This is a genomic window from Streptosporangium sp. NPDC005286, from assembly GCF_040607515.1.
Taxonomy (GTDB): Bacteria; Actinomycetota; Actinomycetes; order Streptosporangiales; family Streptosporangiaceae; genus Streptosporangium.
The window spans coordinates 1-12,577 of record NZ_JBEXGU010000216.1 but is presented as its reverse complement, the minus strand read 5'-3'; the positions used below and the strand labels follow the sequence as shown (position 1 = coordinate 12,577).

11 protein-coding genes, 1 tRNA gene and 1 pseudogene are annotated in these 12,577 nt (G+C 69.9%); 7 read left to right on the top strand and 6 right to left on the bottom strand.

Annotated features, from left to right (window positions below; genetic code table 11):
• The 4 genes and pseudogenes from ABZU75_RS41595 to ABZU75_RS41580 form a co-directional block, all read left to right on the top strand.
• Positions 1-244, top strand: a pseudogene (locus tag ABZU75_RS41595) (hypothetical protein); the annotation flags it as partial.
• Between the two features lie 828 nt (positions 245-1,072).
• A complete protein-coding gene (locus ABZU75_RS41590) occupies positions 1,073-2,458 on the top strand; it encodes a selenium-binding protein SBP56-related protein (protein ID WP_355567353.1) in 1,386 nt (461 codons plus the stop codon).
• An 11-nt stretch (positions 2,459-2,469) separates the two neighbouring features.
• Positions 2,470-3,096 carry a hypothetical protein gene (locus ABZU75_RS41585; protein ID WP_355567350.1) on the top strand — a complete coding sequence of 209 codons (627 nt, stop codon included), beginning with the start codon at positions 2,470-2,472 and terminating at the stop codon, positions 3,094-3,096.
• Positions 3,097-3,136: 40 nt separating this feature from the next.
• Complete coding sequence (locus ABZU75_RS41580) at positions 3,137-4,396, top strand: serpin family protein (protein ID WP_355567347.1); 1,260 nt, start codon at positions 3,137-3,139, stop codon at positions 4,394-4,396.
• Between the two features lie 33 nt (positions 4,397-4,429).
• Here ABZU75_RS41580 and ABZU75_RS41575 read toward each other — a convergent pair whose 3' ends face one another.
• The 4 genes from ABZU75_RS41575 to ABZU75_RS41560 form a co-directional block, all read right to left on the bottom strand.
• Positions 4,430-5,221, bottom strand: coding sequence for an SDR family NAD(P)-dependent oxidoreductase (locus ABZU75_RS41575; RefSeq protein ID WP_355567344.1), 792 nt, complete (start codon positions 5,219-5,221; stop codon positions 4,430-4,432).
• A gap of 61 nt (positions 5,222-5,282) precedes the next feature.
• Positions 5,283-6,023, bottom strand: coding sequence for a class I SAM-dependent methyltransferase (locus ABZU75_RS41570; protein WP_355567341.1), 741 nt, complete (start codon positions 6,021-6,023; stop codon positions 5,283-5,285).
• 217 nt (positions 6,024-6,240) lie between these two features.
• Positions 6,241-6,678 (bottom strand): SRPBCC family protein, encoded by a 438-nt coding sequence (locus ABZU75_RS41565; protein WP_355567338.1) that lies wholly within the window; start codon positions 6,676-6,678, stop codon positions 6,241-6,243.
• A 242-nt stretch (positions 6,679-6,920) separates the two neighbouring features.
• Positions 6,921-7,838, bottom strand: a complete 918-nt coding sequence (locus tag ABZU75_RS41560; RefSeq protein WP_355567335.1) for a YegS/Rv2252/BmrU family lipid kinase — start codon at positions 7,836-7,838, stop codon at positions 6,921-6,923.
• A 166-nt stretch (positions 7,839-8,004) separates the two neighbouring features.
• On the opposite strand from ABZU75_RS41560, the gene ABZU75_RS41555 reads away from it, so the two are divergent.
• A complete protein-coding gene (locus ABZU75_RS41555; RefSeq protein ID WP_350928917.1) occupies positions 8,005-8,502 on the top strand; it encodes a hypothetical protein in 498 nt (165 codons plus the stop codon).
• Positions 8,503-8,756: 254 nt separating this feature from the next.
• On the opposite strand, the gene ABZU75_RS41550 is transcribed toward ABZU75_RS41555, so the two are convergent.
• Positions 8,757-8,829: transfer RNA gene (locus tag ABZU75_RS41550), tRNA-Ala, on the bottom strand.
• Between the two features lie 19 nt (positions 8,830-8,848).
• Positions 8,849-10,279, bottom strand: coding sequence for an MFS transporter (locus tag ABZU75_RS41545; protein WP_355567331.1), 1,431 nt, complete (start codon positions 10,277-10,279; stop codon positions 8,849-8,851).
• Positions 10,280-10,388: 109 nt separating this feature from the next.
• On the opposite strand from ABZU75_RS41545, the gene ABZU75_RS41540 reads away from it, so the two are divergent.
• A complete protein-coding gene (locus ABZU75_RS41540) occupies positions 10,389-11,285 on the top strand; it encodes an RNA polymerase sigma-70 factor (RefSeq protein WP_355567328.1) in 897 nt (298 codons plus the stop codon).
• A 48-nt stretch (positions 11,286-11,333) separates the two neighbouring features.
• The gene (locus ABZU75_RS41535; protein WP_355567325.1) at positions 11,334-12,515 is read left to right on the top strand and encodes an NAD(P)-binding protein; all 1,182 of its coding nucleotides are present in this window, start codon (positions 11,334-11,336) and stop codon (positions 12,513-12,515) included.
• Positions 12,516-12,577: the final 62 nt, after the last annotated feature.

Here is a 12,577-nt window from a genome sequence, read left to right as displayed (position 1 = left end):
GGACCCGCAGGCGCTGACGGCGCACCCGGACCCGAGGGACCCGCAGGACCCGCAGGCGCTGACGGCGCAATCGGACCCGAGGGACCCGCAGGACCCGCAGGACCGGAAGGACCCGCAGGACCGGCAGGCGCCGATGGCGCAATCGGACCCGAGGGACCCGCAGGACCCGCAGGCGCTGACGGCGCAATCGGACCCGAGGGACCCGCAGGACCCGCAGGCGCTGACGGCGCACCCGGACCGGTAGGCGCCGACGGCGCACCCGGACCCGAGGGACCCGCAGGACCCGCAGGACCGGAAGGACCCGCAGGACCGGAAGGACCCGCAGGACCGGCAGGCGCTGACGGCGCACCTGGACCGGTAGGCGCCGACGGCGCCCCCGGACCCGAGGGACCCGCAGGACCCGCAGGCGCTGACGGCGCACCCGGACCCGAAGGACCCGCAGGACCACAAGGACCCGCAGGCGCCGATGGCGCACCCGGACCGGTAGGCGCCGACGGCGCCCCCGGACCGGAAGGACCCGCAGGACCGGAAGGACCCGCAGGACCGGAAGGACCCGAAGGGCCGCAAGGACCGCCCGGACCGCCCGGATCGGGAACTTTGAGCACCTCGACGACCAGGCCACCGGTTATCAGGACGCCGATCATCACCGCCCCGGTCATCTGGACTCCCATGCATGTCTGCTCTCCCGTGAAAATCTGCTGAGATTTTCCGGAGAGCTCAGGGAACAGGTCGATTGACACCTCCCGGCCCAGTGGTTCACTCCGTAGGTCCCTAGGACCAGGAAAGTGGCATTCGGGAACGGCTGTGCCGGGCAGGTGGCCGTCGACTGACAGACAGAACTGACAGACAGCGAGGTACGGGGCATGATCGCCCCGTACCTCGCTGTCTGTCCGCCCCCTGCCGGAAGTTCTCACGCCCGCGGGGCCGTCTCCTCTTCCGCAGGCCCGTGAATCGACACCGCCGGGCGTCGCAGCCCTCCACCCCGACTACGCGATATGCCCCCTGGACAGCGGGAAGTTTTCCTACAAGATTAGTTGGATATCGGTTCCGGCTACGAGTCCAGGAGTTCGCTGTGCCGCTCATCCAGCCTGATCCCACCTTCTACCCGTCCGCCCGCGAGGCCATGCTGGCCCCTCCGGAGGAACTCGCCTACGTCGCCCTCCTCGACGCGGCCGGCGACGGCCGGCCCGATGGGCTCGCCACGATCGACCTCTCGGACGGATCGATCATCGATGTGCACGACATGTCCGTCCCCGGCGACGAGCTCCATCACTTCGGCTGGAACGTGTGCAGCGCGGCCCTGTGCCCGTACGCGCCGCACCCGCACGTGGAAAGGCGCTACCTGGTCCTCCCCGGCCTGAGGTCCAGCCGGATCTACATCTTCGACGTCAAGGACGACCCCCGGCATCCCAAGCTCGTCAAGACGATCGAACCGGAGACGGTCTTCAAGAAGACCGGCTACAGCCGCCCGCACACCGTCCACTGCGGCACGGACGCCATCTATGTCAGCGCGCTCGGCAACGTGGACGGCGACGCGCCCGGCGGGGTGTTCACTCTCGACCACGACACCTTCGAGCCAAAGGGCCGCTGGGAGTCCGACCGGGGGTCACAGCGGCTGCACTACGACTTCTGGTGGCACCTCGGGCACGACACGATGATCACCAGCGAGTGGGGGACGCCCAACCAGATCGAGCCGGGCCCCTCGCTGGAGCTGCTGGTCGGCCGGCAGTACGGCCACAAGTTGCACGTCTGGGACCTGGCCAAGCGCAGGCATCTCCAGGAGATCGACCTGGGTGACCAGCATCAGATGGCCCTGGAGCTCCGGCCCGCCCACGACCCGACCAAGACCCACGGCTTCGTCAACACGGTGATCAACGTCGAGGACCTGTCGGCCAACATCTTCACGTGGTACCTGGAGGACGGCCTCTGGAAGGCCCGCAAGACGATCACAATTCCAGCCGAGCCCGCCGACCCCGACCTGCTGCCCGAACCGCTCAAGCAGTTCGGCGCGGTACCGCCGCTGGTCAGCGACATCTCCCTGACCCTCGACGACCGGATCCTGCTCGTCTCGGCCTGGGGCACCGGTGAGCTCAAGGCGTACGACGTCTCCGACCCGTTCGCCCCGCGCGAGACCGGCTCTGTCCGAATCGGCGGGATCGTCCGGCGCGACGCCCACCCTGCCGCCCCTGACCGGGCGCTGAACGGGGGGCCGCAGATGGTCGAGGCCAGCAGGGACGGGCGGCGGGTCTACCTCACCAACTCGCTCTACCGGTCCTGGGACGACGTCTTCTACCCCGACGGCATCTCCGGCTGGATGGCGAAGGTGGACATCGCCGACGACGGCTCGATCTCCCTCGACCCCGGTTTCTTCGTCGACTTCGCCGCCGACGGCCGCCGTGCGCACCAGATCCGCCTGCAGGGCGGCGACTCCTCCTCCGACTCCTACTGCTTCCCCTAAAGGCCCGCCCGATGGATCTGACGTCCCTGCTCGTCCTGGCCGGGCTCGGCGCCTTCCACGGCCTGAACCCGGCCATGGGCTGGCTCTTCGCGGTCGCGCTCGGCCTGCAGGAGCGCTCGCGCGACGGAGTCCTCCGGGCGCTGCCGCCCATCGTGTTCGGCCACGCGGGATCGGTGCTGATCACGCTCGGGCTGGTGTCCGCGGCACGGCTCGCCGCCCCGCCGAAAGCGATCTCGTACGGTGTGGCGGCCCTGGTGTGCGCCTTCGGCCTCTGGCGGCTGCTCAGACGGCGCCACCCCCGCTGGGTCGGCATGAGGGTGACGAGGTGGCAGCTGGCCGGATGGTCGTTCCTGATGGCCACCGCACACGGAGCGGGCCTGATGGTGCTCCCGGTCACCCTGCGCGGCGGGCATGAGGGACACGGAGGGCATGGGGGCCATGACGCCACCGCACTGGCCTCGCAGAGCCTGCTGGCGACCGGGGTGCACACGCTGGCCATGCTGGTGACGGCCACTGTCCTGGCCCTGGTCGTCTACGAACGGCTGGGGGTGGCGGTGCTCCGCAAGGCGTGGTTCAACCTCGACCTCGCCTGGGCCGTCGCCCTCATCGGGGCGGGCGCCTTCGCCGCACTCACCTGACGTCACCCGCCGCACCGAGGGTGAACCACCGTGCGACGGCATGCGTGTTAGAAGCATGCGCCGACTGTTTCCCGCCCTGCTGGCCGTCGCCGTCCTGTCATCGTGCGCCATGGCCGAGCCCAACGTGATCACCGCTGAGGGGGTGCGGCGGGAGGTCCCGGAGAACCCTCCGGTCGCGGAGACCGTACGTGGTCTGACGTCCTTCGGACATGCCCTGTTCTCCGCGACCGCGAGCCCCGGGGCCAACGCCGTCCTGTCGCCCCTGAGCATCGGTTACGCCTTCGGCCTGGCGAGGGCGGGGGCGGTCGCGGACACCGCGACCGAGCTCGACGGGGTCTTCGGTTTCCCCTCAGCAGGACCGCATACCTCGCTCAACGCGCTCACCAGGCAGATCATCACGACCGAGGACCCGCCACCCCATCCTGCCCCGGGTGCGGAGCGGGATGCCCGGGACACCCCCGCCCCTGCGATCGTGGGCATGGCCAACGGGCTGTTCACCCAGGAAGGGCTGAGCGTCAGGGCGGAGTTCCTGCGTACGCTCGCGGCACAGTACGGCACGGGTGTGCACCAGGTGGACTTCACCGGGGATGGCGCCAAGGTCATCGACGCCTGGGCCGAGGAGCGGACAGCCGGGCGGATCAGGAAGGTGTTCGACAACCTGAGCCCACAGGCCAGGCTGGTCATCGCCAACACCGTATACCTCAGGGCCGAGTGGACGACGCCGTTCATCGAACCGCCCGAGGAAGGCGCCTCCTTCACCCGCGCGGACGGCACGACCGTGCGTACGGCCCTGATGCGCCGCGACGGCGGCCTCCCGTACGCGGCGGGGCCCGGCTGGCAGGCCGTGGAGTTGCGGTACGCCGGCGGTGACCTGGCCATGTGGGTTCTCGTACCGCAGGCAGGCGGTTCTCCCGGCGATCTGCTCTCCCCCGCCGTGATGGCACGGGTGGCCACCGAGCTCAGGGAACGGCCGGTGAGGCTCGCCATGCCACGCTGGGACTTCTCCACGAGCCTGGACCTGGCGGAGCCGCTCGGGAGGCTGGGACTGCGGGAGACCGATTATTCGGGCATCACCGACGGCGCCTCTCTTGAGCAGGCCGTCCACCGCGCCAACATCACGGTGAACGAGTGGGGCACCGAGGCCGCCGCCGTCACCGGCCTCGCCTTCGCCGTATCGGCCCCGGCCACGCCCGAGGCCGAGGTCCGCGCCGACCACCCGTTCGCCTTCGCGATCGTTCACCGGCCGACGCTGACCCCGCTGTTCATCGGCCAGGTCGGCGATCCGGCCGCCAGGAGCTGAGCCGGCACGGACGGTCAGGCCGGACCCCGGCGATCACGCCCGCAACGAGTCGACGAAATGCGCCATTCCGGTCAGCCAGCGGTCGGGGTCCTCGGCCTTGCGCCGGACGAAGCCGGCGACCTCGGGGTGCGGGAGGATATGGAACCGCTCGGCGGCGAGGCCCTCGACCACCGCGTCGGCCACGGCCTCAGGGTCGAGGACGGGTCCCGACGCGTCCGCTGCCCTCGCGCTGAGATGGTCCGCGGCGACGCCGCGCTCGAACATGGCGGTGCGCACGCTCTGCGGGCAGAGCACGCTGACCCTGACGCCCCTGGTCGCGTAGTGGATGGACACCCACTCGGCGAAGGAGATCGCCGCCGACTTGGTCACGGCGTAGGGGGCGTCTCCGGGGCAGCTCACCAGCCCGGCCGCCGAACAGGTGTTGAGCAGGTAGCCCTCACCGCGCTCGACCATCCCGGGCACGACCGCGCGTGCCGCGTAGACGTGGGCGAGGACGTTCACCGCGATCGTCCGGGTCCAGTCCGGGTTCGTGGCGTCGAGCCCACGGCCGGTGGTGACACCGGCGTTGGAACAGAACAGGCCGACCGGGCCGAAGGCACTCTCGGCGGTGGTGACCAGGCCTCGTACGTCCTCCTCGACCGACACATCAGCCCGTACCGCGACCGCCCGGTCACCGATCTCCCTGGCCACCGCGGTCGCACCCGCCGCGTCGATGTCGGCCACGACCACGCCGGCCGCCCCTTCGGCGGCGAACCTGCGGACCATCGCCCGGCCGATCCCGCTCGAGGCCCCGGTCACCACCACGACCTTGTCCCGCACCCGCATGCAAGCTCCCTCGAACCGACCAGCCGGTCTCTGGGAACCTATTCCTACCCGCCAGTAGCCGTCAACGACGGCGCAGCACGAAGACACCCCAGCCGAGGTGTCGCCTGCCGTACTCGACATGCGAGCGGCGGCAGCGCTCCAAAAAGCCGCGCACTCCCTCGACGTCGGGATCGTCGGGATTGTCACGCAGCCAGTCACTCAGCGTCCACCACTGGCTCGCCACGTAACGGTCCCAGCTGTCCTGGTCGGCGAGGACCATCTCCAGCACCTCGACCCCTGCCGCCTCGAACCTGTCGAAGGTCCCCGCCAGCGAGGTGAAGTCGTCCGGTCCGAACCCGAACGACTCGTATGCCGCCGCGGGCGGCTCGGAGTTCCAGTACGGCTCGCCGACGAGCAGGATCCCGTCCTCCTTCAGCGAGGGGAGCATCAGCTTGACCGTCCCCTCCAGCCCGTTGCCGATCCAGGTCGCCCCCAGGCAGGACACGACGTCGAACGCCCCCGGCTCCGCCGGGTAGGCTCCGGCGTCCGCCTTCTCCAGGCGTACGCGATCGGCGACCCCGAGTTCCCTGGCCCTGGCACGCGCCGCATCGAGGAAGACGTCGCTGATGTCGACCCCGACCCCCTCGATCCCGTGGGCGAGAGACCACTGGCAGAGCATCTCCGCCTTACCGCAGCACAGGTCGAGCAGGCAGGTTCCCTGCCGGAGCCTGGCGACCTCGCCGAGCAGCGCCAGCTTGTCGTTCGTGAACGGGTTGAGGATGCGGTGACCGCCCTCGGCGATCTCGTGAAAACGCAGTGACATGACCACCATGCTTCCCCGGTGGGGAACGGCCGGACAACCGGTTATCCGCAGGGGGCGGATCTGAGGTTGCGGCTGACACGGTGTCAGCCCCTATACCTGAAGGCACCATGTTCAGCATAGGAGCACGGCTACCGGGGTGTCGGACTCGTGCGGGAGGTCTCCATCGACTGCCCACCCGACGACCATGACAGCTGGGTGACCGAGTTGCAGATGACGGTCACGCGCGCGCGATGACCAGGTCGCCGAGGCGGCGGAGGTCCTGCTGGAGCTTGTGCCTGAGCGCGCGTCTGACAAAGGGGACACGCAGGCGCTGCAGGCCGCGGAGCCTGATCCTGAAGTGAACGGTCACCAGGCACCGGTCGCCGTCCAGCGGCACGACCGACCTGCCGCCCTCGGCGTCGATCCCCGAGATCATCCGCCAGGCGAACTCCGTCCCGGGAACCACCGAGGTCACCACGCTTCCGGTGTGGTGGACACGGCCCTTGAAAGTGATGGATTCGTCCGTGGTGGTACCCGGGACGACGAGGCCCGGCGGGTCCGGCGCCATGGTGGTCACACCCGCCCGCCATCGGGGATCCTGGCCGAAGTCGGCGATGATCCGCCATATCTCGGCCGCCGGACGCGCTATCTCGATCGACACGTTCAGCTCGATCACAGCCCGTACACGATCCCTGTCGGGCGCTCTGACCTCGCCCGCGAGCGAGCACCGAAACGGACCCGCCTGGGGCGGCCGGGGCCGTCGACCTCCGTCCAATGACTACTGGTCATTGCCGCTCTTTTCCATAAAGCGATTTAGTCGACAAACCATACCGAATCTGCATTTGTTATGAATGTTGACTAAAAGGGAGAATCGGCGGCAACCTGACAGAGCTGTCCCCGGTCCACGGTGGCCGGGGATCACAGCTGCTCGGAGCCGGTGGACTCGGGGACGCGGATGGTGATGCCGCCGGGCACGACCTTGGCCTTGAGCTTGGTGACGGCCCCCTTGGCGCCACCGTCCAGCTCGTAGGTCATGGGAGAGCCGAATCTGGCGGTGATCTTGCGCGCCCGGGTCATCCGGACGAACGGCGACTCCTCGGACCGCCCCGTGCTCATCCGGCCGAGCACGCGGGCCCACTGGATCGGCCCCTTCGCGGTGGTCACGCCGATCTCCAGCCATCCGTCGTCGGGACGCGCGTCGTCGAACGCCTCGATGCCGCCGGTGATGGTACCGACGTTGCCCAGCAGCAGGCAGCTGGCCTCGTCCTCGAACCACGTCACCCCGTCGATCCTGACCTCCATCGGCACGAGTTCCCCACGGACGTGGCGCAGTCCCGTCCAGACGTACGCCACACGCCCCAGGCGGTCCTTCAACCCCCGGTCGGCCTCCTCCATCATCGCCGCGTCGAAGCCGACCCCGGCCATGACGGCGAAGTGCTCCCCGTTGACCTTCCCCAGGTCCAGCTTCCGGCTCTCACCGTGGAACGCGACGTGCACGGCCTTGGGCAGGTCCTCGGGGATGCCCAGGTTCTGCGCGAAGAGGTTGGCCGTTCCCGCGGGGAGGATGCCGACCGTGACGCCCGAGCCCGCGATCGCGTCCACGCAGCGCTGCACCATGCCGTCACCGCCCCACACCAGGATCAGGTCGGCCCCCTCCTTCAGCGCCTTCCGCGCCTTCTTCGGCGCCTTCTTGCTCTTGGGCACCTCGTACCAGAGCAGCTCGCCGACTCCCTCGTCGGCGAGGAGCCTGCGCAGTTCGTCCAGCCCTCCGCCGAATGACTTCCGCTGGTGAGCGATCACCGCGACCGTGCCGATCCTCTGCTTCCGGGGCAGCATCTGACCTCCTGTAGCACCGTGCCGGATACGGTGACGGCTGCCCTCGCCCCGGAGCGGCAAACGTCGCGTGCGCCCAGCTCGTATCTGGTTTCCGCACCTCCCGGCTGCTCGTCCTGTTCGGTCAATCGGTGATCAACAGGTCCTGGAAGTCACTATCGTCACAACCATGGAGCAACTGGCGTTCACCTCGACCACCCTGGTCAACTTCAAGGACAGGACCTACCGCTGGGTGGACGTGAAGCACTTCCGTATCACCCCCGGACAGGACGACGAACCGCTGCTCACCGCGCTGCTCTCGCACCAGCTGTACCGGGACGACTATCTGGGCTCCGACTCCTGGAAGGGCGACGGGTCGGTGCACGGCCCCTACCGCCTCGACGCGCTCTCGGCCGCCTCCTTCGAGGACGTCGACGCGGAAACCGCCTCCGCCACGATCCGCACCTGGGCCGGCAGGTACACCGATCTCCCCGAGACCGTCGCCCACGACCTGGAGACCGAGGTCTACCGGCTGATCCGCGCGGCCACCTCCCGCTATCGCCTCCGCGACCTCGACGAGGCGGCCCGCGACGACGACCTGGGATGGATCCTCGGCGAGTTCCACGAGCTGGTCCTGATCGACCGGAACGAGGGCTCCCTGGCCGTCATCGTCGCCTCCGACGACTGACCCCCCCACCAGCAGAGCGTCGACCGCTGAACACGGATACCGATTCCCAGGCTTCGCCTTCTCGCCCTACGACGAGCCTGGCCCTACCGGCCGCGCCCACGGCCCACCAACAATACGGAGACCGCACAACGCGCGGCACTTCCCCGAGCGAAGCGAAGGGCCCGGGGCGCGGGGGTCGTCCTCCCGTGTGAACGACGAAGGGGCCCGCCGGAAGCAGACCTCCGTCTGCGAACAGCGAACCCCAGCCACCGAAGTGGAGCTATGGGGATTCGAACCCCAGACCTCCTCCATGCCATGGAGGCGCGCTACCAGCTGCGCCATAGCCCCTTGCGATGCAGATGAAATCTTAACCGACTTCAGACACCCCTCGCGCCATCATTCCGGACACGAGCGCGATGGCCGCCGCCCCCAGGGCGCTCACGGTGATGATCCCGAAGGAGATCACGTAGGCGTCCCGGGATGGGATGGCGGTGCCGGCGACGGTGATGGAGGTGAGGAGCGCGGCGGTCGCGGCGCCGGAGAGGCTGCCGCCGATGGAGCGGACCAGGGAGTTGATACCGCTGGCGATGCCGCTCTGGTCCCTGGGCACGTGCTGCACGGCGAGCGCGCCCATCGCCGCGTAGGCGACGCCGAAGCCCAGCCCCTGCACCGCGTTGGCCCCGACCAGCTGGAGCACCGAGTCGTTGAAGAGGGTGAACCAGCCGAATCCGATCGCGCACAGGCCCGCGCCGAGAGCGAGGGAGTAGGCGGGGCCGAACCAGGCCGAGAGACGGCCGGCCATGAAGGAGGAGAGCAGCATGGTCACGGTGCTGGGCAGGGCGTAGAGACCGACGTCGAGGACAGATCCCCCGAAACCGTACCCGGCGGACGGAGGCGTCTGGATGAAGCTGGAGATCAGGGCGAAGGAGCCGAACATGGCGAAGCCCAGGAGCAGCGAGGCCAGGTTGGCCGGGAGGGAACGGCGGCCGACGAGCAGGTGGAGCCGTACCATCGGCGCCCGGAGCCGCAGCTGGCTGAAGACCCAGACGGCACCGAATCCGCCCGCGCCCGCGAACAACCGCAGGACGGCTCCCGAACCCCAGCCCCAGTCGTTGCCCTTGGAGATCGCCAGCAGCAGGCAGACGAGCCAGGCGGACAGCAGTGCCGCACCGATGAGGTCGGGGCGGCCCCCGGCACCGGTTCCGCCGCCGGAGGCACTCAGCACGATGAGAACGATCACGATCACGCCGAGCCCCGCGGTGATCCAGAAGACCGGGTGGTGGCTGGGGGTGCGGTCGGCGATCAGGCCGGTGACGATCATGCCGAGGCTGCCGCCGACGCCCATGGTGGCGCTGACCACCCCGATGGCCGTCATGACCCTGTCGGGCGGGAAGGTGTCCTTGATCATGCCGATGGCCAGCGGTACCAGCGCCGCCGACGCGCCCTGCAGGGCCCGTCCGGCGATCAGTACGGGAAGGGAACCGGACAGGGCGCAGACCAACGAGCCCAGGACGAGCAGGCCGACCGTGAACAGGATCATCCGCTTCTTGCCGTACATGTCGCCGAGGCGCGACAGCAGCGGCGTGGCCACCGCGGCGGCGAGCAGTGAGGCGGTGAAGACCCAGGTGACCTCGGCCACCGACACGCCGAAGGTGGCCATCAGCCGGGGCAGCAGCGGGATGACCACGGTCTGCTGGACGGAGACGACCATCCCTGCCGCGGAGAGCGCCACCAGGGTCAACCAGAGATGTCTGCCCTGCTGCGCGGCGCCCGGTTCGGCGACGATCGTTCCCGTCACTGCACACTCCTTCGCTGCCGACTCCTGCTCTCGCATGGTAGGGCGCGGCAGTAAACAGCCGTTTACCGGGCTATGTCACACCGGAGGGCCGTGATACGTCTATGCCCCTATGGCCGTTGAGCGTTTCGAAGGACACCGCGACCTGCTGACCGGGGTCGCCTACCGGATCCTGGGCAGCGTGACCGACGCCGAAGACGTGGTCCAGGAGGCGTGGCTGCGCTGGTCGGGGGTGGACGCCTCCCAGGTGCGGGACGACCGCGCCTACCTGGTCAGGGTGGTGACACGGCTCTCCATCGACCGGCTCCGGCGGGTGCGGGCCCAGCGGGAGTCCTACGTCGGGCCGTGGTTGCCGGAACTGGTCGTCACCCCGGATGTGGCCGAGCACGCCGAACTGGCCGACTCGGTCGAGTTGGCGCTGCTCGTGGTGCTGGAGACCCTGTCCCCGCTGGAACGTGCGGTGTTCGTGCTGCGGGAGGCGTTCGACATGCCGTACGCGGAGATCGGCGAGGTGATCGGGCGCAGCGAGGCGACGACCCGGCAACTGGCCCGGCGCGGCAGGGAGCACGTCCAGGAGGGCAGACCGAGGTTCGAGGTGGACCGGGGGCTGCGGCGCAGGCTCACCGAGCGGTTCGCCGCGGCGGCCGTGACCGGAGACCTGGAGGCGCTGACCACGCTGCTCGCCGAGGACGCGTCGCTGGTCAGCGATGGCGGCGGCAAGGTCAAGGCCCCGCTGCGGGTCATCAGGGGCGCGGGCAGGGTGGCGCGCTTCCTGTCCTCGATCGGATCCGAGACGGGCGTGCGGAGATTCATGGAGAGCCTGGGCGCCGAGTCGTTCCCCGGCTTCGAGGTGGAGGTCGCGGAGGTGAACGGCGGGCCCGCCGCGGTGGTGAGCGTGAGCGGGCAGCCGATCACGGTGTTCTCGCTGGTCGTCGAGGACGGACTGATCAGGACCGTCTTCCTGGTGGCGAACCCGGAGAAGCTCTCCCGGCTGAGGGGATCGCGGTGATGTCACGAACGGCGCCCCGCGCTCCGTCGTGAGGGCATGACACCAAACATGCGAGACATCAGCATCGTCGGCGGCGGGCTCGCCGGGCTCACCGCGGCCATCGCGTGCGCCGAGGGCGGCGCACGGGTCACCCTCCACGAGGCCCACCGGGAGCCGGGCGGCCGGGCCCGCAGCACCGCGGCCCCGTACATCGCCAACGACGGTCCCCACGTTTTCTACTCCGACGGCGAGCCATGGCGCTGGCTGGCGAGAAGAGGGCTGGCCGGGCCGTACACCAAGCCCACGCCCGGCAAGCTCGCGAAGGGCAGGTTCCGGCACGGCGGCCGGCTGTCCGCCATGCCACCCTGGTCACTGCTGCGGGCGTGCACCAAGCGGCGACTGCGGGCCCCGGTGGACGAGGAGTTCAGGACCTGGGCCACCCGGCACTTCGGTGAGGAGGCCATGCGGGCTCTCGCCGGACTGGTCGGTGTGATCACCTACGACGCCGACGCCGGACGGCTGTCGGCGGCGTTCGTCTGGGAGCGAGTGCTGCGGGCGACCGCGCCGAGGTATCCGGCACCGCGCTACGTCGTCGGCGGCTGGGGGCGGGTGATCGAGCGGATGGCCGTACACGCGCGCGCTCTGGGCGTGCGGATCGAGACCGGCTCGCGGGTGGACCGCCTGCCCGAGGACACCCCCGTGATCGTGGCGACCTCACTGGACGCCGCCAGGACGCTGCTCGGCGACGGGTCGCTGCGCTGGGAGAGCGGGAAGGCCGTCCTGCTCGACCTCGGCCTCCATGTGAGCGGCGACGACCTCTTCCTCGTCTCCGACCTGGACGAGGGCGGCTTCATGGAGCAGTACGGCCTGGCGGACCCCTCGCCCGCCACCAACGGGCAGACCCTCTGCCAGCTACAGATGCCGGTCAGAGCGGGTGAGACGAAGGCCGAGGCGGTGTCCAGGGCGGAGCGGGTGGCAGATCTCGGGCTTCCCGGCTGGCGGGAGCGGACGACCTGGCGGCGGGAGGCCACCTGCAACGGCCGCACCGGAGCGCTGGACCTGCCGGGGACCACCTGGCGGGACCGGCCCGCGATCGACCGGGGGGACGGCGTCTGGCTGGTCGGTGACTCGGTGGCGGCCCCCGGCCTGCTCAGCGAGGTCTCCTCGCACAGCGCTCTGATCGCGGCGGAATCCGCCCTGCGGGCCATCCGGCGAGCGGGCCACCGGGAGCCGCACTCGTCGATCGCCTGACGGCTGCGCCGACGCGGCCTGTGCCGCCCCCGCGAGGGCACAGGCCGCGTCGGCGAGGGAGG